The organism is Nitrosopumilaceae archaeon AB1(1) (assembly GCA_033471095.1).
GTDB lineage: Archaea > Thermoproteota > Nitrososphaeria > Nitrososphaerales > Nitrosopumilaceae > Nitrosoabyssus > Nitrosoabyssus spongiisocia.
In genome coordinates this window covers 880,183-902,652 of sequence record CP136752.1, presented here as the reverse complement: position 1 = coordinate 902,652, position 22,470 = coordinate 880,183, and the positions used below count along the sequence as shown (strand labels likewise).

General features: G+C 35.1%; 23 protein-coding genes and 1 tRNA gene. 4 read left to right on the top strand and 20 right to left on the bottom strand.

What is annotated here, in order from left to right; all coding sequences use genetic code 11:
* Positions 1-239: 239 nt before the first annotated feature.
* From R1F52_05340 to R1F52_05285, 12 genes are all read right to left on the bottom strand, one after another.
* Complete coding sequence (locus R1F52_05340) at positions 240-1,340, bottom strand: hypothetical protein (GenBank protein ID WOV92538.1); 1,101 nt, start codon at positions 1,338-1,340, stop codon at positions 240-242.
* Between the two features lie 54 nt (positions 1,341-1,394).
* Entirely contained in the window at positions 1,395-2,723 is a 1,329-nt protein-coding gene (locus R1F52_05335) for a signal recognition particle receptor subunit alpha (protein WOV92537.1), read from the bottom strand.
* Positions 2,716-3,402, bottom strand: a complete 687-nt coding sequence (locus R1F52_05330; GenBank protein WOV92536.1) for a diphthine--ammonia ligase — start codon at positions 3,400-3,402, stop codon at positions 2,716-2,718. Before R1F52_05330 ends, R1F52_05335 begins: the two co-directional genes overlap by 8 nt.
* 324 nt (positions 3,403-3,726) lie before the next feature.
* Positions 3,727-4,386, bottom strand: coding sequence for a PhoU domain-containing protein (locus tag R1F52_05325; protein WOV92535.1), 660 nt, complete (start codon positions 4,384-4,386; stop codon positions 3,727-3,729).
* Positions 4,387-5,223: a phosphate ABC transporter ATP-binding protein PstB gene (gene pstB, locus R1F52_05320; GenBank protein ID WOV92534.1), complete on the bottom strand. Its 837-nt coding sequence runs from the start codon at positions 5,221-5,223 to the stop codon at positions 4,387-4,389. It abuts the gene before it with no gap.
* Positions 5,220-6,137, bottom strand: coding sequence for a phosphate ABC transporter permease PstA (pstA, locus tag R1F52_05315; protein ID WOV92533.1), 918 nt, complete (start codon positions 6,135-6,137; stop codon positions 5,220-5,222). The genes pstB and pstA overlap by 4 nt, the downstream gene beginning before the upstream one ends.
* Positions 6,134-7,102, bottom strand: a complete 969-nt coding sequence (gene pstC, locus R1F52_05310; protein ID WOV92532.1) for a phosphate ABC transporter permease subunit PstC — start codon at positions 7,100-7,102, stop codon at positions 6,134-6,136. The genes pstA and pstC overlap by 4 nt, the downstream gene beginning before the upstream one ends.
* A 74-nt stretch (positions 7,103-7,176) precedes the next feature.
* On the bottom strand, positions 7,177-11,148 hold the full coding sequence (locus R1F52_05305; protein WOV92531.1) for an HYR domain-containing protein: 3,972 nt from the start codon (positions 11,146-11,148) through the stop codon (positions 7,177-7,179).
* Between the two features lie 169 nt (positions 11,149-11,317).
* Positions 11,318-12,448 (bottom strand): 6-bladed beta-propeller, encoded by a 1,131-nt coding sequence (locus R1F52_05300; GenBank protein ID WOV92530.1) that lies wholly within the window; start codon positions 12,446-12,448, stop codon positions 11,318-11,320.
* A 157-nt stretch (positions 12,449-12,605) separates the two neighbouring features.
* Positions 12,606-13,382, bottom strand: a complete 777-nt coding sequence (locus tag R1F52_05295; protein ID WOV92529.1) for an ABC transporter permease — start codon at positions 13,380-13,382, stop codon at positions 12,606-12,608.
* Positions 13,379-14,374, bottom strand: a complete 996-nt coding sequence (locus R1F52_05290; GenBank protein ID WOV92528.1) for an ATP-binding cassette domain-containing protein — start codon at positions 14,372-14,374, stop codon at positions 13,379-13,381. Before R1F52_05290 ends, R1F52_05295 begins: the two co-directional genes overlap by 4 nt.
* Positions 14,375-14,704: 330 nt before the next feature.
* Positions 14,705-15,334: a hypothetical protein gene (locus R1F52_05285; GenBank protein ID WOV92527.1), complete on the bottom strand. Its 630-nt coding sequence runs from the start codon at positions 15,332-15,334 to the stop codon at positions 14,705-14,707.
* A gap of 82 nt (positions 15,335-15,416) precedes the next feature.
* Between R1F52_05285 and R1F52_05280 the strand changes: the two genes are divergently transcribed.
* Positions 15,417-15,875, top strand: a complete 459-nt coding sequence (locus R1F52_05280; GenBank protein WOV92526.1) for a hypothetical protein — start codon at positions 15,417-15,419, stop codon at positions 15,873-15,875.
* Here the strand turns inward: R1F52_05280 and R1F52_05275 are convergent, their stop codons facing one another.
* The 6 genes from R1F52_05275 to R1F52_05250 form a co-directional block, all read right to left on the bottom strand.
* A complete protein-coding gene (locus R1F52_05275; GenBank protein ID WOV92525.1) occupies positions 15,876-16,226 on the bottom strand; it encodes a CDC27 family protein in 351 nt (116 codons plus the stop codon).
* A 4-nt stretch (positions 16,227-16,230) separates the two neighbouring features.
* The gene (locus tag R1F52_05270; GenBank protein ID WOV92524.1) at positions 16,231-16,743 is read right to left on the bottom strand and encodes a hypothetical protein; all 513 of its coding nucleotides are present in this window, start codon (positions 16,741-16,743) and stop codon (positions 16,231-16,233) included.
* 187 nt (positions 16,744-16,930) lie between these two features.
* Positions 16,931-17,596, bottom strand: coding sequence for a hypothetical protein (locus R1F52_05265; GenBank protein ID WOV92523.1), 666 nt, complete (start codon positions 17,594-17,596; stop codon positions 16,931-16,933).
* 383 nt (positions 17,597-17,979) lie between these two features.
* Positions 17,980-18,147 carry a hypothetical protein gene (locus R1F52_05260; GenBank protein WOV92522.1) on the bottom strand — a complete coding sequence of 56 codons (168 nt, stop codon included), beginning with the start codon at positions 18,145-18,147 and terminating at the stop codon, positions 17,980-17,982.
* A gap of 331 nt (positions 18,148-18,478) precedes the next feature.
* Entirely contained in the window at positions 18,479-18,772 is a 294-nt protein-coding gene (locus tag R1F52_05255; GenBank protein WOV92521.1) for a rhodanese-like domain-containing protein, read from the bottom strand.
* A 139-nt stretch (positions 18,773-18,911) separates the two neighbouring features.
* Entirely contained in the window at positions 18,912-19,202 is a 291-nt protein-coding gene (locus R1F52_05250; GenBank protein WOV92520.1) for a DNA-binding protein, read from the bottom strand.
* Between the two features lie 100 nt (positions 19,203-19,302).
* Between R1F52_05250 and R1F52_05245 the strand changes: the two genes are divergently transcribed.
* Positions 19,303-19,716: a translation initiation factor IF-5A gene (locus R1F52_05245; protein ID WOV92519.1), complete on the top strand. Its 414-nt coding sequence runs from the start codon at positions 19,303-19,305 to the stop codon at positions 19,714-19,716.
* A 10-nt stretch (positions 19,717-19,726) separates the two neighbouring features.
* On the opposite strand, the gene R1F52_05240 is transcribed toward R1F52_05245, so the two are convergent.
* A tRNA-Leu gene (locus R1F52_05240) sits at positions 19,727-19,826 on the bottom strand.
* Positions 19,827-19,988: 162 nt separating this feature from the next.
* Here R1F52_05240 and R1F52_05235 point away from each other — a divergent pair.
* Positions 19,989-21,368: an RtcB family protein gene (locus tag R1F52_05235; protein ID WOV93872.1), complete on the top strand. Its 1,380-nt coding sequence runs from the start codon at positions 19,989-19,991 to the stop codon at positions 21,366-21,368.
* Positions 21,365-21,739 (top strand): DNA-binding protein, encoded by a 375-nt coding sequence (locus R1F52_05230; protein WOV92518.1) that lies wholly within the window; start codon positions 21,365-21,367, stop codon positions 21,737-21,739. Before R1F52_05235 ends, R1F52_05230 begins: the two co-directional genes overlap by 4 nt.
* A gap of 7 nt (positions 21,740-21,746) precedes the next feature.
* Here the strand turns inward: R1F52_05230 and R1F52_05225 are convergent, their stop codons facing one another.
* The gene (locus R1F52_05225) at positions 21,747-22,310 is read right to left on the bottom strand and encodes a 30S ribosomal protein S11 (protein ID WOV92517.1); all 564 of its coding nucleotides are present in this window, start codon (positions 22,308-22,310) and stop codon (positions 21,747-21,749) included.
* Between the last annotated feature and the right edge of the window lie 160 nt (positions 22,311-22,470).

Here is a 22,470-nt window from a genome sequence, read left to right as displayed (position 1 = left end):
CATGAAATTCAAACATGGGTAAAAAGGTTAAATTAAAAATATATAAACTCAGATTAATCATGCTGTTATTTTATCTAGAACGTGGCTTTGATGCCTTTGCAGTTTTCCTACGACGTCTTGTAGCCTTTTGATCGGCCCAACGCATATGTTTTCCTGTTTTACGTAATGGCATATTTAGACCAAATATAGGGCATAGTTAATTGTTGTCAAACATAATCAAAGTATACACTAGACACCCATCAAAGCAGTTCAACATTTTTGATATCAAAATGTAAGCAGGTACATTTACAGTCAAGTAATTCAGATAGATTGGGGGTTGTGTCAGAATCGGCAATAAATCGTTGTATTGGAAATCCACCATCTACAGTGATTAGTAATTTTATGGAATTTTTGAGTAGACGCCGATAAGACAAACGATGAATTGTTTTCACCACCATACCAGATTTTTGTAATGTTGAAACTTTAGAACCAGATAGATTTCTCAATGCAGATAATTTGAAAGTAGATATAGGTACATCAGTTGTGATAACAGCACTAATAGTAGATTGAAATTTGATTGGAGATGGTGGAATTTGTGGAATTACACGTAATTGTTGTACGTGAATAAATTTATTTTTCATAAAATTAATTTTGATATTACGTTTTTTTGGATTTAATAATTTAACAAAAAATGGGCGGCCGTTTCCAGAAACAAGACTTTGAGAATCCTCGCTCCCTATCCACACATATCTAGAATCTTTATTCAAAAATTCTTTATACAAAAAATCATTAATTGTTTTTTGAATTGATTCTACATCATCATCAAATGAGGATTGTGGTATTCCACGATGATGTTTTGTGTATCTGCCAAAGACAAAAAATGGGGCAGATTTTACAAAACAAATTTGTTTAGAGAGATTAATGAGAATTATCAAATCAGGTTTATGTGAATCAAGTTTTGTGTGGGTTTTACGTGCAAATATACTAGAAATTTTACCAGTAACATCAGTTTTGATAGCACGTGAACCTAATAAATGAAACCTAGATCGAATTAGATCATCTCTGTCACATATGGATGGTTTTATTATAGTACCTGCCACAAATGTAGAGAATTGATAAGGAATAGATTCAGATATTACCATATCTACATATTTGTAAATATCCACAAAGATGTTTTTACAGATGAAACACGGTAAAATAGCAGATTTATTTAGTAATTTGAATATTTTAGATCCCAGAATTTCACTAGAACGTAGATGTAATGAATTGACAAATAATCTACCAAGACAGTTAGTACATAATGGATATTCATCGATAATTCTGTTAGCAACAGGTAGGATATCTTGAATAGTGTTGGTCATTAATAATATAGAATCATACTATTAAACTCATAAAAAGACTTGTAAGAGAACAAACTAGCCCAAACCCATACGTCGTAGGGTTCCTTGCATCTGTCTGCCCTTGGAAGCTTTAATCATAGTTTTAGATTGCTCATAGTTTTTTAACATTTCTTTTACATCATGTTCAGATGCCCCAGAACCACGAGCTATACGTTTTTTCCTAGAGCTATTCAGTAGTGAAGGATCATTTTTCTCATCATGAGTCATGCTCTGTATAATATATCGCCATTTTTGTATACGTGTTTCCAAATCTTCAGTCTGATCAGATTTCACCATGCCGGAGAGTCCGGGTATATTATCTACAAATGAACGAAGAGAGCCCATTTTGGAAACCTCTTCAAGTTGATAGTAAAAATCATCCATGGTGATTTTACCACTTGCAATTCGTTTTAATCGAACTTCATCACCTTCACTCTCTAGACGTCTTGCAAGATCCAAAACAGCCTGTATATCACCCATATCAAGTAGCCTACCTACAAAACGAGTGGAAGAGAATTTTTCTAGATCATCAATACGCTCCCCCGTACCGATATACATAACACGAGCACCAGTAGCTACAGATGCAGCAATTGCAGCACCACCCTTGGCAGAACTATCCAATTTTGTAATTACAATTCCTCCAACATCTACAGTTTTTTGAAATGCTTCTGCCTGCTTCATACACTGTCTTCCTATGGTACCGTCAATTACTAGTAGAGATAAATCAGGATTTGAAATTTTACGTATGCGTATCATTTCATCTAATAGATCTTTATCTTCCTTGTGTCTACCGGCTGTATCAATTAAAATTATATCTAGTTGAGACTTTTCAAAGTATTCAAGTCCAGATTTTACGACATCTGTAGAATCATCACTTTTCTCATTACCGTATACTTCTACTTTGGCTCTCTCACACATTGTTTTGAGTTGTACCAAAGCTCCTGGACGATATGTATCAGCACCGATTACTCCGACTTTGTAGCCTTGATCAGTTAAAAATTTAGCAAGTTTTGAGGCTACAGTTGTTTTACCACTTCCTTGAATACCTAACAATAATACCTTGTTCAATTGATTTGGTTTGAATACAAACTCTTCATTATCAGTACCGAGCATTTTAGCAAGTTCATCATAAAGAATTTTGACGATATGATCTTTACGTGATAGTCCAGGCGGAAGTTTATCATTCAAGGAGCGTTGTTTGATATTATCAGTAATTTTTAATGTCAAGGTTACATCTACATCAGATTCCAATAATGCTCGTTGAACATCACGACACAATTCTCGAATCTGTTCTTCATCTATACCAGATGAATTTACAATTTTTTTGATTGCAGATTGTAAATTCGTCTTTAACGCGTCAAGCACGATAACCAAGTTGTGCTACAGATATATCAATTTTGCCAGAATAACCATCCCAATCTTTAGTAAAAGTTTGTATATCAATCGGATATTCGAATAATGGGCAATCAATCACCAATGTTTCAGCCTCACCTCCTTCAAAATTCAAATTAAATCCATATTTTTTCGATAGATTCTCTAAATCTACTAAATTTTGTGTGGTGATTTTTACACCCAACCATGAATCATCCAATCCATCAGAGGAGACTCCACTTAGAATAAATTGAAAATTAGCATCAAGCAAAGTATGCATGTATTGTTTATCTGCATGCCATACTGGTGCAAATATTTGTAAATTTTTATCTACACATAGACTTTCAAAATAACGTTTTTGGAATTCGCTAAATATTCCACCATGAACTATACCTTGAATTTGAAATTCATCAATGCCACGTTGAATTAATTTTCGTAAAATATCGCATTCAGATTCAACATCAATGGAATTTGACTTGGCAGTAAGATGAGGAATTTTCATCGATACAGCTTGAAGACTAGTAATTGATATACATGGAGAATGAAGTAGCATACTCTCCTCAGAGTGTGGTATGACAGTTATAAGACAAGATATCTCATGCCCCTGACTTTTTGCATGATGAATAGCAAATGTACTGTCTTTACCGCCAGAAAAAAGAACACCTAGTTTCATATATCTAATATTTATCAACATGATTTATAGAATTGCAAGATGGTGGTTAAATTTTAGACTCTTTTTCATATAATTGAAAATTTAAATTTCTAAAAATAGTACGAATTTGTGAAAAAAATTCAATAAAAAAGGGATAAATTGAAAAAAAATATTAAATGTATCTAATTATCATCATCTTTATATCTAAAATTAGACAAGTATTACACATGTCTGATGTTATGTGGAAATGTTTTAGATGTGATTTAAAATTCCAAGATAAAATTCATGCAAATATACATAAACGTATTTCGGGTCACGATGTCACTAAAATCAAAGCCGTGCATATCACTTTTTGACAAATCTAGACTCAATTCGTTGATCACTAGGACGATGCTTTCCAGTCACTATATAATTAATCGCGTCACTCATAAAGACGGCATGATCACTGATACGCTCAAGATATCTTAAAAGCAGTGCTTCGGTAAGTGCACATTTTGTGTTTGATGATTTTAAAAGACTCAGTAACCTCTCATCATACATGCAATCTATAAACTCCTCATCTTCACGAATTTTAACTGCAGTACGTATATCAAGAGTAGCAAAAGATTGAATAGCTGTTTTAGTCATATGCATTACTTTGTCTACAGACTCGGACAAGTATTCATTCTTACATTCTGATATGTTACCAAATTTATCTCTTAAAAGAGATATATCATAAGCATATCTACTAAATCTTGCATAAGCATATGAGATTTCAGTAGATGAACGAATTAATCTAAAGTCTTCTCCAAGTGGTTGATATTTTAGAAACATTTCAAATGTAAAATCTTCTACTTCATAATATTTTTTTGTTATAGAATGAGATATCAGTCGTACCTTATCAGATGTGTTGTTATCATTCAGATATGAATCGATAGCAAGAGATATAGACTCAATTACCATATCTCCCATTTCAGTCATGATGTCAGTAAGTCTAGTTAACGATGATTCTATAAGACGTGTCAATTAACCAAACCTACCTTGAACATATTTTGCAGTGAGATCATCTGATGGATCAGTGAATATTTTATTTGTATCATTGTATTCAATTAAATCTCCAAGATACATAAAGCCAGTACTATCAGAAACACGAATTGCTTGTTGCATATTATGTGTCACTATGATTATTGTAAATTCTTTTCTAAGTTCCATTATGGTCTCCTCCACTTTTTGGGCAGCTATTGGATTTAGTGCCGATGCCGGCTCATCCATCAAAAGAACCTCAGGTTGTATGGCCAGGGCACGTGCAATACATAGCCGCTGCTGTTGACCGCCAGAGAGTTCTATTGCAGGTTTTTTGAGGATATTCTTTACCTCATCCCACAAATATGCCAACTTTAACGAATCCTCAACGATCTCATCGAGGATCTGCCTCTTTCTTATGCCATTAAGACGAAGTCCTGCAGATACATTATCAAAAATAGACATTGTAGGGAAAGGGTTAGGTTTTTGAAAAACCATTCCAACTTTGCGTCGATAATATATTGGATTTACATTTTTAGCATATAGATCAACACCATCAATCAAAACTTTTCCTTGTACATTAGCATGTGAAGTCATATCATGCATTCTATTCAAACAACGCAAAAATGTTGTCTTACCACATCCCGAAGGACCAATAAGAGCAGTTACAGATTTCGATTTGAATTTCATATTGATGTGATTAATTGCAGGAATATTATTAAAAGTAACACTGACATCATCAGCTATCATTTTGTAATCATCAATTATTTTATCGTGTGTGTTCAATTCAGGGATATCAGATTGTGTTTTTGATTGTGTAGGGATTGTAGTAGGTGTCAATTTCTAATTCTCCTTTGTAAAAAGACCCCAATACCATTATTATTTTTATGTAATACGAAATAACGTACTGCAAGATTTATCCCAATAATTATAATGATCAATACAGCTGCAGAACCCCATCCATGTAATTGTGCACTATCATATGGTTGTAATGCAAGGCGCCAAATACGTAAAGGTAATGCATCAAGTGGTTCATTGAAATTTTGAAAGAATTGACTAGAGCCCAATATGGTCATAATTAATGGTGCAGTTTCACCACTTATTCGTGATACAGATAATAGTATGCCTGTAACTAGACCCTTTTTTGCCGCAGTCATTACTATACGTGTGGTTATAACCCACTTTTTCAACCCCAAGGCAACACCTGCTTCCCTGTATGATGTTGGAACTAACTTTAGTGACTCTTCAGTTGTTCTAGCCACAATAGGGAACATAATTAATGATAAGGCAAAGGCCCCTGCCCACACAGAAAAATTTCCAAGTACTAGTACAATTATAAGAAATGCAAATATTCCAAGTACTATTGATGGAAACTCCATAAAGACATCATTGAAGAATCTGATAAATTTGGCCAGTTTGTTATTACCATATTCAGCAAGAAATACTCCAGACATTAATCCAATAGGAATTCCAATTAGGCTTGCCAACCCAACTATAATCAAAGTTCCTTGAATAGCAGGTCCTATACCACCATCTCCAGATCCAATTGCCCCAGGTGGAGCAGTAATAAACTCTAAACTTATAGCAGCAATACCATTACGAAATACTTCGATTAGAATGCTGCCGAGTGGGATTATTGCAATAATTACACATGAAAAAACAATTAAGCGAACTATTTTATCAATAATTAGACGTCTTTCTACATTTTGCCGAAACAGTGTTCGATAATATTGACGTTTTGTAATATCAGTCATAAGTTAACTGCACCTTCTCGAACCTTTAACATTCTAGTTACTAACAGATGAGCGACAATATTGATACAAATTGCGGTAAATAGTAAGACTAGTCCTACTGCAAGTAAGGCAGGTAAATGCAGCGTTGCCGGTGACGCCTCTACGAATTCATTAGCAATTATACTAGACATGGTCTGACTCGGATCAAATACCGTATTTACAATCGCAGATATTCCCGTAGCGTTACCAATCAATAGAGTAACAGCCATAGTCTCCCCCACGGCACGACCCAGACCTAGAATCGACGCTCCCATAAGACCAGTCTTTGCATACGGAAAGATAGCAAGTTTGAACATCTCCCAACGTGTGGCTCCAAGCATGTATGCAGCTTCCTTTTGTTGTTGTGGAATAGCACTCATCACTTCCCTAGCTACAGAGGATACGGTAGGAATTATCATTATTGCTAAAACCACACTAGCAGTTAAGATATCTAATCCGAATGGTGTACTTGAAAATATCCAAATTGAATCACCGAATGTTTCATACAACGGAGTTTCAATCCAATTTAAAAAATAATTTCTAAATATAAACAAGCCCCATAAACCATATATCACACTTGGAACAGCTGCAAGCAATTCTACAATAAATCCAAGAGCACCACCTATTTTTGCAGGAGCATCAGAAATAAACATCGCAATTCCTATACTAAGTGGAACACCAATTAACATAGCAAGTCCTGCAGTAACCAGAGTACCGAAGATATATGGTAAAGCACCAAATGACTCTCTACCTTCAACGGCATTCCAATCAGTACCAACGATAAATGAGAGACCGTAGGTATCCCAAATTTCAGATGATTCAAAATATAATTGAAAAACTATCAAGACTATTACAACTAGTACATAAGAACCGGCAACAGTAGCCCCAATCTTAAATATTTTGTCAGATAATAAACCATGTTTAGAGTTGCCAAGTTTGTGACGCAATATACAATTCGTATATATTCAATCAGTATATACAGTTCCAATATAGATTATTGTGATATCTATAGATCAGTAGATTATTCACAGTTAGTCAATAGTGTATTTGTAGTAGAATGTATAGGAATACATGAATCAAGACCCAATCCACCATTTATCAAATTCAGACCAATATCATAATAAATTATATCATTTCCAGATTGTGCATGAATAGTATTATCACCAATACCGGGAATTATCCAATCATCACCAGAATTGCCAAGTATAATATCATCTCCAGAGCCACCGAAGATACAATCATTTCCAGCACCGCCATTAATTATATCATTACCACCAAAACCAACAATTAAATCATCAGATGATGTTCCAATTAAAATATCATCATTGTCTGTACCTTGGATTAAATTAAAGTCAGATACTTGACGTCCACATGTTTGGACATTAATATTTTGAATAGATGTGACATCATTACCGAATTTATCTACAGAATACCAAGATATACTAGTTTGACCAAATAAGAATATACCAGTAGAATTATTTTGTACTATAGGTGCAGAATCAGTCAAATCAGATATGCTGACATTTCCAATATTAATTTTTGACACAATATTTGTTGCACTAATAGTAATATCTTCAGGTAATATCATAACAGGAGCAGTAGTGTCTTGTATGATTACTGTTTGAGTAGCAGTGGCTACATTACCAGAGGCATCTGTAGCTGTCCAAGTTATTGTGGTAAGACCAAGTGGGAAGGAATTTGGTGCATCATTTGTGATTTGATCTACACCCACTAGATCAGTGGCATCTGCAGTTCCAATGGATACTGCAGTCTGATTAATTGATTCTGCTTCCTGTGTTATGTCAAAAGGCAGAGTAAGTGTTGGGGCAGTAGTGTCTTGTATGGTTACTGTTTGAGTAGCAGTGGCTACATTACCAGAGGCATCTGTAGCTGTCCAAGTTATTGTGGTAAGACCAAGTGGGAAGAAATCTGGTGCATCATTTGTGATTTGATCTACACCCACTAAATCAGTGGCATCTGCAGTTCCAATGGATACTGCAGTCTGATTAATTGATTCTGCTTCCTGTGTTATGTCAAAAGGCAGAGTAAGTGTTGGGGCAGTAGTGTCTTGTATGATTACTGTTTGAGTAGCAGTGGCTACATTACTAGAGGCATCTGTAGCTGTCCAAGTTATTGTGGTAAGACCAAGTGGGAAGAAATCTGGTGCATCATTTGTGATTTGATCTACACCCACTAGATCAGTGGCATCTGCAGTTCCAATGGATACTGCAGTCTGATTAATTGATTCTGCTTCCTGTGTTATGTCAAAAGGCAGAGTAAGTGTTGGGGCAGTAGTGTCTTGTATGGTTACTGTTTGAGTAGCAGTGGCTACATTACCAGAGGCATCTGTAGCTGTCCAAGTTATTGTGGTAAGACCAAGTGGGAAGGAATTTGGTGCATCATTTGTGATTTGATCTACACCCACTAAATCAGTGGCATCTGCAGTTCCAATGGATACTGCAGTCTGATTAATTGATTCTGCTTCCTGTGTTATGTCAAAAGGCAGAGTAAGTGTTGGGGCAGTAGTGTCTTGTATGGTTACTGTTTGAGTAGCAGTGGCTACATTACCAGAGGCATCTGTAGCTGTCCAAGTTATTGTGGTAAGACCAAGTGGGAAGAAATCTGGTGCATCATTTGTGATTTGATCTACACCCACTAAATCAGTGGCATCTGCAGTTCCAATGGATACTGCAGTCTGATTAATTGATTCTGCTTCCTGTGTTATGTCAAAAGGCAGAGTAAGTGTTGGGGCAGTAGTGTCTTGTATGGTTACTGTTTGAGTAGCAGTGGCTACATTGCCAGAGGCATCTGTAGCTGTCCAAGTTATTGTGGTAAGACCAAGTGGGAAGGAATCTGGTGCATCATTTGTGATTTGATCTACACCCACTAGATCAGTGGCATCTGCAGTTCCAATGGATACTGCAGTCTGATTAATTGATTCTGCTTCCTGTGTTATGTCAAAAGGCAGAGTAAGTGTTGGGGCAGTAGTGTCTTGTATGGTTACTGTTTGAGTAGCAGTGGCTACATTACCAGAGGCATCTGTAGCTGTCCAAGTTATTGTGGTAAGACCAAGTGGGAAGAAATCTGGTGCATCATTTGTGATTGAATGAATATCAAAGAAATCTGATGCAGATACAGATCCATAGTCTATGAAATTTGTACGTAAATCTAAAGCTTCGGCATTAACTGATCTAGGTATGGTTAATTTAGGAGGAGTAGTGTCTTGTATGGTTACTGTTTGAGTAGCAGTGGCTACATTACCAGAGGCATCTGTAGCTGTCCAAGTTATTGTGGTAAGACCAAATGGGAAGAAATCTGGTGCATCATTTGTGATTTGATCTACACCCACTAAATCAGTGGCATCTGCAGTTCCAAGGGATACGGCAGTCTGATTAATTGATTCTGCTTCCTGTGTTATGTCAAAAGGCAGAGTAAGTGTTGGGGCAGTAGTGTCTTGTATGGTTACTGTTTGAGTAGCAGTGGCTACATTACCAGAGGTATCTGTAGCTGTCCAAGTTATTGTGGTAAGACCAAGTGGGAAGAAATCTGGTGCATCATTTGTGATTTGATCTACACCCACTAGATCAGTGGCATCTGCAGTTCCAAGGGATACTGCAGTCTGATTAATTGATTCTGCTTCCTGTGTTATGTCAAAAGGCAGAGTAAGTATTGGGGCAGTAGTGTCTTGTATGGTTACTGTTTGAGTAGCAGTGGCTACATTACCAAAGGTGTCATTTACAGACCATGTAATTATAGTATTACCAAGTCTGAAGATTTCTGGTGCATCATTTGTTACAGATACAATATTTATTTGATCAGACACAACAGCGTCACCAATTGATATAATCATACCACTGGAATTATTTATCTCATGCACTAAATCAATAGGTGTAGTAATATTTGGTGCAGTTGTATCAACTACCAAAATAGATTGATCCTCAGTTATGAAATTGCCGCTAGTATCATTTACAAACCATGTAATTGTAGATAAACCAAGAGGGAATAAAATTGGTGCATTATTTGTTATTGTATGAATTTCAATCGTATCAAAGACAGCAGGATTACTGAATTGTACAAGAGTACCTTCCAAATTTGTTGCCTCGACAGTCAAATCCTCAACAGAATGTATTGTTGGAGGAGTAGTATCTACGATTGTTACAAACTGGACAGATGATGCACTATTACCAAACTCATCAACAGCAATCCATGTAACTAGGGTAGTACCAAGCTCAAACAATTCTGGAGAATCATTAGATAAATTAGATATACGACTAATATCATGAACAGTGACATCATCCAAAGATACTGGGGTTAGAAGATCAACTGCCTCCATAGTGATATTTACGGGAGTTGTCATCTCTGGCGCCGTGGTGTCATGAATAATAATAAATTGTGTAGAGTTTGCATTATTTCCACTAGAATCAGTAGCTATCCATTGAATAGTATGAGTTCCAATAGAGTATACATCGGTACCGTTGTGAACAAGTATGATATCTTGAATATCAGATACGTTAGGGAGAATAATTATTGGTTTATTCTCATGTGCAGAGGTTGCCTCAAATTCTATATTAGATAAAATAGGAAATTCGGGCGGAGTATTATCTACAACATTAATAATTTGTTGTGCGGTTGCAGTATTATTGAAAGTATCTGTAACATACCAAGTTATTGTTGTGTTACCAATAGGATATACAGAAGGAGCATCATTAGTTATGGACGAAATCATGCCATTGTCTATCACATCAGGTGGACTGAGAGGTATACTAGTTTCATTTGATGTGGCATCTATCATAATATCATAGAGTGATTCAATTTTTGCAGATTGGGTATCAATAACATGAATAGTCTGTGTCGCAGTTGCGATATTACCTGCAAAATCAATAGCAGTCCATGTAACATGGGTAGTACCAAGTGAGTACACAGAAGGAGCATCGTTGGTTACAGAGACTACACCTACCGCATCAAATATTTGAGGTGTTTTTAATGTTATCAAATTTTGATCAAATGAAATAGATTCAACAGTAACATCATTATCAATACGTATTATAGGTGGTATCGTGTCAGTTACATTAATTTGTTGAATTGCAAAGCCGGTATTTCCTGAACCATCAACAGCTGTCCAAATTACATTGGTTAAACCCAGCGAAAAATTTTCCGGGGCATTATTTTGTAATATCAGCTATACCACTTTCATCAATTGCCACAGCTTCACCTATAGACAATGTCGTTAAGATCCCAGTAGCTTCAATCACAAGATCGTTGGGTGGGTAAATTATAGGCGCTGTAAAATCATCAGAGATTGAAGTTAGAACTGATGATTCAGATCTAGCATTAGATGCAGATTGAGGAGTATCAGTAGACAGAGTTACATCAGATACTGTCAAGGCAGATTGTTCTAAAAAGTACGCACGTAATGGGCTAGTGAATTTTTGTATGCGTTTTAAATTTAAATCCGATACATAGATGGAATAATCAGAACTTACCGTAATATCATTAGGATAGTTGAATTGACCATCAGCAGTACCCAATATGCCAAAAGATGCTACTAGTAGACCAGTGAAATCAAACAATATCACTCGTTGATTAGACGGATCTACAACATAGATATTATCAGAATCATCTACTGCCATCCCCAAGGGTGCCATATGACGACCTCCAGCATTTGGTCCAAATTCATTTACATAATTTCCAAGTGAATTAAATACATAGATAGCAGAGTTACGTGCATCTGTCACATATACATTGTTAGAAGAATCTACAGCAATATCATTAAGAGATACAAATATTTTAGTTTCAAATGTATCTTGTCCAAATAATAGTATAAATGTCCCATTGGATGTAAATACTTGAATTCTATTATTACCAGAATCTATTACATAGATATTTTTATCTAAATCTTGTGCAATACCTTTAGGTTGTATAAATTTACCATCACTAGAACCAACAGTGCCCCATTTAGAAATAAAAAGACCATCATGTGTAAATTTTTGTACATTATTTAATCTCTCATCAGTTACATAAAGATATTCATCATCTGCTACAATTCCAGATATGTGAAATATGTTTGAACTAGTCCATGCTAGTAAATATTCACCGTCACTGTTAAATTTTTTAAAACCATTACTTCCAGAATCATACACATAGACATTACCATTTGGATCTGTTGTTAGATGTTGTGGTGAAAGAAATTTATCAGTATCAGCACCATGAGAGCCCCACTCGGTAATATAGGAATATCCAGAATCAACTGATGCCATGTTTACAGAGAATGCGACAAGGCATAGATGTATCAAACTTATCAGTATAATTTTATTCAACAAAAAATATCGTTTTATAAATAACAAGTTATCAATAGTTAGTAAATATTACAAATTTAGTCAATTTTAGATACTTGTATGACTAGCTAAACACAGAATGAGTCCAAATTAGACACATCAATCATGAAATCAGTTAAACCGGTTTACTCACTTCACGGGTAAATACAAAACTTGTAATTCCAATCATGCAAATGGCAAATAAAACAATAACTATCAAACTAGATGATAACGGAACACTACTAGAAACACCTGCCATGAGATCACGAATGAGTAGAACAGCATAAGTCACTGGATTAAATTTTGCTAGAAAAGCAAGCCAGGAGGGTAATAATTCTAATGGGAATAATGCAGGACTAAGCATAAACAGAGGCATGCCTAAAAAATTTATAAAAGCCCAAAATGTTTCTTGGGATTTTGCAATTGCAGCTATAGTGACAGAGACTCCAGAGAATCCAAGTGAGAATATTATCACAGTACCAATTATAATCAAGATAGTAAAAGGATCAGGGATCCTAACACCAATTGCAAACGCAATACCTAAAATCATCGTAGCCTGTAAAGTTGCAATTAAGGATATTGCAAGCATTTTACCAAGTGCAATCGATGATCTAGATATAGGAGATATCAAAACACGATTCATAAATCCATATCTTCGATCCCAAACTGTATTTATACCACCAAATATACTGGTAAAAATTGCAGTAAGAATAATTATTCCAGGGGTAATAAATTCAACATATTCACCTGCAAATCCAACAGATTCGATTAATGGTTTTGTACCGGCAAAGGTATTACCTACAACAATTATCCATATAGCCGGTTGAATTAACCGTATTAGAACCGCATGTTTTGATTTACGGTAGCGTTTAACCTCACGCCAAAAAATAGTATAAGTATCGTTGAGAATCATTGGTGTCTCCTTCGATATTCTTTACGACAATCAAATTTAGCATCATTTTTCAACTCATGACCTGTATAAGCTATAAACGCATCATCAAGAGAAGGCTGTTTAAGAGAAAATGAGGTTATTTTTATACTCAATTTTGTAGAGATTTGGAAGAGATCAGGTATAGAGAAGGTATTATTTGATGAAAATATCCTTATATTTCGAGTCTCACTATCAAAATTAATCTCTTTTATCGAATCCAATGATTGTAAATGTTCAATGAATGTATTAATATCAACACTATTACCTGCAATATCAAATGATATTATATCATTACCCACACTAGATTTAATATTTTTTGGAGTGTCGATTAATTGTATAGTACCATGATCTATAATTGCTATACGAGAACACAAATCATCTGCTTCTTGCATATAATGTGTAGATACAAGAATTGATATTTTAAATTCTTGATGTATGTGACGTATGTGATCCCAAATTTTTTTCCTAGTTTGTATATCTAATCCAACTGTTGGTTCGTCCAGGAATAATACTTGCGGTCTATGTAAAAGTCCTCCAGCTATATCTAGACGCTTTCTCATCCCTCCAGAATAAGTGACTACAGATTCATGTTGTCTATCTGTCATATCAATTAAATTTAATGTATCATCAATACGTTGATCAATTATTGATCGTGGTAAGTGGTTTAATTTTGCCTGTAATAGTAAATTTTCTCTACCAGTAAGATATTCATCTACAAGAATATCTTGCTGAACAAAACCAATTTTTTTCCGTACCTGTTTTGCATCATGCGAAACATCATAACCACATACCTTAGCACTGCCAGAGGTAGCTTTTAGCAGAGTAGTTAGAATCATCATTGTAGTACTTTTACCTGCTCCATTTGGACCGAGAAATCCAAATATTTCATTTTCATCTACAGAAAAAGACATATCATTTATGGCAGTCATATTGGAAAATTTCTTTGTTAAAGATTCAGTATGTATCGCGTCCATTAAATACAGATTTCTGTTTTAGTCACGATATTAATTAGCTTAAATCATAATTTGTGATTTATCTGGAATCAATCTATCAAATATTAAATAAACACAACAATTATCTAAATTATCAGATATCAGAGAGGGTGATTGAAATTTATATCTGAAATTTCAGAGAATATACTATTCTGTGTATAATATAATGAATTTACACAATTTAATAGTCATACTTAACTATACAATATTTTATCAATATATCATGAAAGGATTATGCCATGTATGTCATAGTTCTAATGTAGAAATTATATTACAAGAAAGAAAAATCATATGTAAAAAATGTGCAAAAGTCTAGACAATATGTACAATTGTGGTCACACCACGTTTATCAGATTCCATTTTATCTTGAATCTCAGAAATAGTTGTTGTGAAAGATATAACATCACGTTTCTTTGCACCAGTGGCATCTAATTTGAGTGAAATATTCAATGAGTCATGAATGCTAGTATCTAGGTTTGACTCAACAATGTGTGCATTACATGTAGATTCAATTCTGAATCTAGTATCCTTAAAATGAAATCCTAGTTGAGTTTGTCGATTTTGTCTGCCATTTGCTTTTACTACAACATCAATAATACTAGAGTGTGCCACAGTATAGAAGGATTTTTGGTTAACAAAAACCCCAATTGGGAATGGTTGACCGGCGGTAGCTTCGGCCATCTTTTGAATACCATCATTCATCACCACATCAATTGCGCGGATACTTTGAGACACTTTAGCGATCCAATCACTAGTACGAGTAATGGTAGAATTGATCATTTCACGTCTCCTATGATCTTCTTTTGAATCAAGTTCGTATCTGTCTACCCAAGCAAGATAGTCTTTGGATATATCCTGTATAAAATCAATACAGGTAACACGATAACCATCTAGACCTTGTGGTTCTGCTTGCTCATCAGATATTCCCATTGGTAATGCCATCTAGTAAAATCACAATGCATTATGTAAAAATCAATCGAACAATAGAAATTAAAGACACTCACATCGTATCATATGCTATTCAATGAGAATCATAGAGGATTTGCAAAAAGCATTAAAAAGTGATTTGGCACAGATTCAGTTTTTACTGAAAAAAAATCCTGCAATGGCATATACAAAAATCACAGAAATTGGAACAAAAACAGGACATAAATATAATGTAAAATTGATTGTAAACTTTCCACATGAAGGGAAAATTGAGGAATTTGACATGTATGGAAAACGAGATCTAAGTTTGATTATTGATCAGACAAAGACAAATTTTCCAATAAATCGTAATATAATAAAATTAAAAGCACAAGAATTATTCCAAGATGCAAAGGTTCAAGACGCATACATGTATGAGGGAAAAGAGGGAGCCAGAGTATTATTTAATGGTGGCAGAATAGATATTTTACCACATTCATTACACATTTGGTGTGAATTTACCCCCAAAGTAATTGAATTTTGTGATTGGTTATTTACTAATGTGTATCTAAAATAATCATTCTAGTTTTTCCATCATTGTTTTTGCAGATCGATTATATGGTTGTTCTTTAAGAATGATTTTACAACAATTAATCGCCTCTTTAGTTTTACCCAAAGCCACAAGGGCTGTTGCTTTTAACATAATAGCTTCAACATCAGAATTTGTAATTTCTAAAATTTTATCCACATAACGAAGTACACTAGGGGCATCTTCAAGTATGTAATATGCTCCTGCCAGAATAAACAAAACATCGGTATCATATGGATCTTTTTCAAGTAATTCATGAGCAAGTGTGACAGCTGAATTGTACTCTCCTTTTGTGATTAATTTTCGTAAATTTCGTTTAGGATAATGGAAAAATTTCATTATGTTAGACGACGATTATTCCATTTTCTACTAGATATTGTAATCCTAGCGCAAAGGTTTCATCATCAATTACACCATCAACCCAAAAGCCAGCGTTATTTTTTACCCATGATGGAATACTAGCTTTGCTTGTAGGTTCTACAGAGTCATTTAAAGGAACAATAATTATTCCATTATTAATTAGATATTCAATTGCGTCAGCAAAGGTGTCATCATCAATTACACCATCAACCCAAAAGCCAGCGTTATTTTTTACCCATGATGGAATTACAACATCAACAACAACAGGTGTGACAGAGGACACGGGAGGAGTTGTCGCATCATATTTGGGATTTTCAGATATAATAATATCTAGTGAAACTAGATCTAGTTGATCAGCAGATGGTGGAATATGCTTGGGACTTAGTCCATAAATTACCAAAACATAGTGCGTGGTTCCTACCTCTTGGGCAGTTGTGGTTCTAAAAGATTGCCCAGATGCTGAAAATAAAAAGTCAGAGCCAGTAGATTCTGCCAAAGAAGTTAATGGTACACCAGAATCATCTACTGTTAAAATATCATACTGTACTTGATTTAAAAATTCAGTAGGATTGTGTTTCTTTTGAAAGCTTAAGCGCCATTCAATATCGCATCCTTGTTTTGGATTCTCAGGGCCATATTTGATACCTATAAGATATTTAAAATCTTGTGTGTTTTCAAGGGATTTAACAAGAATCGTAATTTTGTGGACAGCCTAGTTCTTTGTTCTTTCCTGAAGTAGACACTATATCTTTGAAAGGATTCTCCATAACACCTTGTTTGTAATCTAAAATTTCAAATCTATACTCTTGAGGTGGAATACCCTCAGATACATGTGTCCAAGTACTAGCCTTTACTGGAAATGGAAAATCATCAACTATCCAAACTTTGCTTTGAGAGCCACCAGTTTTCCATTGCATTCGTACTGTCTCAACTGATCCTATAGGTAAAAATAATGTCTCTACTTGTGTTGGTAGGATTTGCTCACCGCCAATATTTGCAATTTTACCCCAAGACGGAAGTGTAAATGCTTTTGGACCTTTGCCAGCGATACCAATGTCTTTTGTAGCATATGCAGAAAGCCATACTATAGATGATTTGAATGCACTACGATAAACAGTGAGTTCTTCATCCCCACCAGTAGGTTCTGGTGCAACAGTGCCCAGATGCATCTTACCAGTAGTGATAGTATTACCATCATACACTACTACTTGTACTACCCATTTTTCCTCATTAGAAATTACCTCTAATCCTTGTACCCACCAATCAATTTGAAATTCAGTGCATTCTAGATAGTCTACAAAACACAAATTATAACTAAATTGATCTCCGGGATTTAGACCTTCACCCACATACCAATCACCAGGATAGTCAACACCACCTGTTTGAAATTGGGCACTTGCACTTTGAATCAGACCAAAACTGATCAGTACAGTGAATAGAATATAATATGATAAAGTCAACCTGATCCCATGTTGGAATAAGGGGTTAAAAAAGTTGCTAAAGTAGCAGAAATTTAGACACAATATATGAAATACAACTAAACTTTTAAAAAGTAGAGAAATAATAGTAAAATATGTCAGATGCAGCATGTGGATGCGATGCCTCCAAATCAACAGGAAACGATTGTGATTGTGAATTGCAGGGACAATGTTTCTGTGACACAAATTGCAGGTGCGAAGGCGTCGTTTGTAAATTAGCAGTAGCAGAAATGTAGTAATTTTTCTATTGTTTATTATTCTTCTTCATTTTTAAATCCCCACAATTTCATAAGATCTTTTTGAAAAATGTCAGATTGTTTTTCACCCAAAGCAGAACCACAGTTTTTGTGCGTTGGAACTACAATCATGCCATCAAGTTTGAACTCTACTTCATATAAATGAATTTTAGAACATTCGCACATATTATACTACACATTATATGACTATTATATTTGTATGATGTCACACAATACATAAATCAACAATATTTAAAATTCCAAAGTAGATATGTCACATAATTTAGGATTCATTCCATGCCATAAATCCACCTCTAAGATTTACAATATTTAAAATTCCAAAGTAGATATGTCACATAATTTAGGATTCATTCCATGCCATAAATCCACCTCTAAGATTTACAATATTTAAAATTCCAAAGTAGATATGTCACATAATTTAGGATTCATTCCATGCCATAAATCCACCTCTAAGATTTACAATATTTAAAATTCCAAAGTAGATATGTCACATAATTTAGGATTCATTCCATGCCATAAATCCACCTCTAAGATTTACAACATTAAATCCAGCTTTTTGCAACTCATCGGCGGCAATATTGCCCCTATAACCACTAGCACAATATGTACAAATCTTTTTTGATTTTAAATCTTCTATAAATCCTTTTTTGGCATTTCTAATTACAAGACCAAGAGGCATGGAAGTGGAGTTTTCTATTTTAGAACTGAGTTCATCAGGTTCACGTACATCAAGCAAAACAAATTCGTTCAAATTACTCTTCAACTCTTCAACAGTGATCATATTTGCCATGTACAATCACTGGACATACACACTAATAACTATATAACCAATCATTATTCTGTTAAGATAAATAAAGTTTAGAGAGAATGAAATGAATGGAAAAATATATCAGTTTACAGGTTACAAATTTACAATATAAAGTCAGATATTACAAAACATTTAGTTGGCCATACTTTCCCTTTGTAAGGGCAACCTCGCCTTTAAACGTGGTAGTATAAGCATTTGTGAGTTGTATTTTGGTACCATTTTCTATTTTCTCGATATCTTCTGCCCACAAAGTCAGTTTGATCTTACCCATATCATCTTCCAGATATGCATCACAAACATTGATTGTTCCACCGCTTTTAGTATTAACGGAACGAATCTCACCTTTGTCAACAATAGTACCTGAAATATCTATGGCATTTCTCATATTCTTTGCATCGTCGGTATTAGTCATATTAAGAGTAAAATAATAGCCATTATTAAACGCTTTTTTAATAGATCAAGATACAGAAAATTAAATATATAATTAAATATACCATTTCTTAAAACTTGGTGTGAGTAAACCAGCAGATTTAGGATCATTAAAGATAGGATCTTACATATTATTACCAGTTTCAGATCAACCCACAGGAGATCCTTGCAAGATAGTAGAGTACGATACCAGTAAACCAGGAAAACACGGAGCTGCAAAGGCAAGAATAGTCGGAGTAGGTATTTTTGACGGTCAGAAAAGACCACACGTAGGACCGGTCAGTATGCAGATTCACGTACCATTAATTGATAAACGTACTGGTCAGATCATATCAATGAATGGTGATAATGTACAATTAATGGATTCGGAGACTTTTGAGACCGTGGANTGTTCTCTTGTGGAAGAAGGGGTCAAAGAAGATTTAGAGAACGGAAAAAATGTAGAATATTGGCGCGTTATGGATAATTTAAAAATAATGCGTGTTAAAAGTAGTTGATCATTAATTATGCAGGAGATGGGATTCGAACCCATGAACCTCTAGAGGAAAGGATCACCCTTATGAGTATCTTGAGTCCTTCTCGGTTAACCTAACTTCGATACTCCTGCAAAAAAATATTAAAACTACGATTATATAATTTAAACCAGAACACATAGAGAATAAAAAAATTAAAATTATGATTTAAATATAATTAAACTATTTTATTATTATTGATACCAAAAAAAATAGGAGAAAACCAATACAGAATAGATGTAGATCCACAGAAGGGGATGAAAGTTCCAGTGGTGATATATGCTGACGATAAATTATTACAAAAAATGACTACTGATAGAACATTATCACAGGCAATAAACGTCTCAACCATTCCAGGAATTCAAGGAAACTCTATCGTATTACCAGATGGTCATGAGGGATATGGATTTCCAGTAGGAGGAGTGGCTGCCATGGATGCAGAAGAGGGGATGATTAGTCCCGGAGGTGTCGGATATGACATAAACTGTGGAGTGAGGCTTTTACGAACAGATTTGGACGAATCCATACTACGTCCTAAACTAAGAGAGTTGGTGGATGATTTATTCGACTCTATACCAACAGGCGTCGGCTCCAAGGGTACTATAAAACTGAAAAACTCAGAGTTGGACGAGGTGTTAACAAGAGGAGTAGAGTGGGCAATAGAGAATAATTATGGTACAAAAAATGACGCACTAGTATGCGAGGAACATGGACAGATGAGTGGCGCAGATCCGAACAGAGTATCACAAAAAGCAAAACAAAGAGGATCATTACAACTTGGAAGTTTGGGGTCAGGGAATCACTTTTTAGAAATACAAAAGGTGGATAGAATTTATGATGAAAAAGCTGCCAATAGAATGAATATAAAAGAAGGTCAGATTACAATCTTGATTCATTGTGGATCAAGAGGTTTTGGACATCAAATTTGTAGTGATTATTTAAGAATTGCAGAAAACGCGTTCAGTAAATATGATATTAAATTGGCAGATAAAGAGTTGGCATGTGTACCGAATACATCTGAAGAAGGAGAAAGTTACAGAAAGGCCATGTTTGCAGCTTTGAATTTTGCGTGGGGTAATAGACAGATGATCACACATTGGACAAGAAAATCATTAGAAAGGGTGTTTAAAATGTCAGAATCTGATCCTAATACCGATTTAGTATATGACGTATCACACAATATTGCCAAGATTGAGAAACATAAAGTCGATGGAGAAGAAAAGAGACTAGTGGTACATAGAAAGGGTGCAACTAGAGCATTTCCTGCAGGATCAGATGATTTATCAAAGGCATATTTTGATCTTGGGCAACCTGTATTGGTCCCCGGTTCAATGGGAACAGCAAGCTGGATACTGATAGGAAAACCCGCTTCCATGGATTTGACTTTTGGATTTACTGCTCACGGAGCTGGAAGAATGATGTCAAGATCTCAAGCTAGACGTGATTTTACAGAAGACTCTGTCAAAAAATCATTAAGCGATAAAGGAATAATAATTAAATCACTTACAAGAAATGGGATCGTAGAGGAGACACCTCAGGCATACAAGGATGTTGATGCGGTAGTAAATGTTTCACATCAATTAGGTATCGCCACCAAGGTAGCTAGACTTGTTCCAATAGGAGTAATCAAAGGATGACGGATGACGAATTAAAAAAATTAAAAGAAAAAAGGTTGGAGGAGATGCAGAAAAACATCACACATCTGAGTAAAAACCAAGAAAACGAGAAAAATATAGACAGTAGAGAAGTTTTAGTGGCCAGACTCGGACACAGAGGGCTCGAAGTACTACAAAATGCAGAAAGTCAGTTTCCAGCACAGACCAGAACAATAACTAAAAAACTCTCAGAGTTGATAATCTCAGGTGAGATTGATGTCAAGATAGAAGGAGGGGATCTGCTCGCATTATTCAGATCAGTTGGAATGGATGTTAGAATGGCGACCAAGATAAATGTGCAAAAAGATGGTAAGACAATATCACTGTCAGAGAGTATGAAATCTAAAAAATAAATTCCAACTAAACACGACGTCCTCGTTTTCCGCCCTTTTTTCGTGTAGTATCATGAGGTATCGGAGTAACATCATCTATGCGTCCAATCCTAAAACCACCACGAGCAAGGGCACGAATAGCAACTTGAACTCCGGGACCGGGAACACGAGATCCTACACCACCAACTGCACGAACAAAAATATGAAAACCCGTAAATCCTTTTGAACGCGCAACCTCTATCACAGAATTTGCAGCTTTCATTGCAGCGAATGGTGATGATTCGTATCTATCGGCGGTAACATGTATTCCACCAGAGCTGATCGCTACAGTTTCAGCACCGGTTAGATCAGTCATATGAATAATAGTATTATTATAACTACTAAAGATATGTACAACTCCAAATTTTTCAGGGGCAATCTTTTCAGCTGTTGGTTTTTCAGGAACTAGGTCTTCTTTTTCTAAACTAGGCGCCTCTTGTGTAACTTTGGATTTTAGTTCTTCAGCTCGTTTTGCAAGTTGTTCATTCTTTATGGATAAATCCTCTGTAGTAGATTCAACTTTAGGGGTATCTTCCATCTCTGTTTTTGACAATATACCATTTAATATACAGGGGTTTTAAAAATATGGCGATTTTAGGCTCTGTTATCTTCTAGGTTGGTATTCACAAGCTAACAGAACCCGATTTTATAGATAATAGACGTATTTTTCTCAATTTTTACATACCAAAGTACGTGAATATGCAGTAGATTTA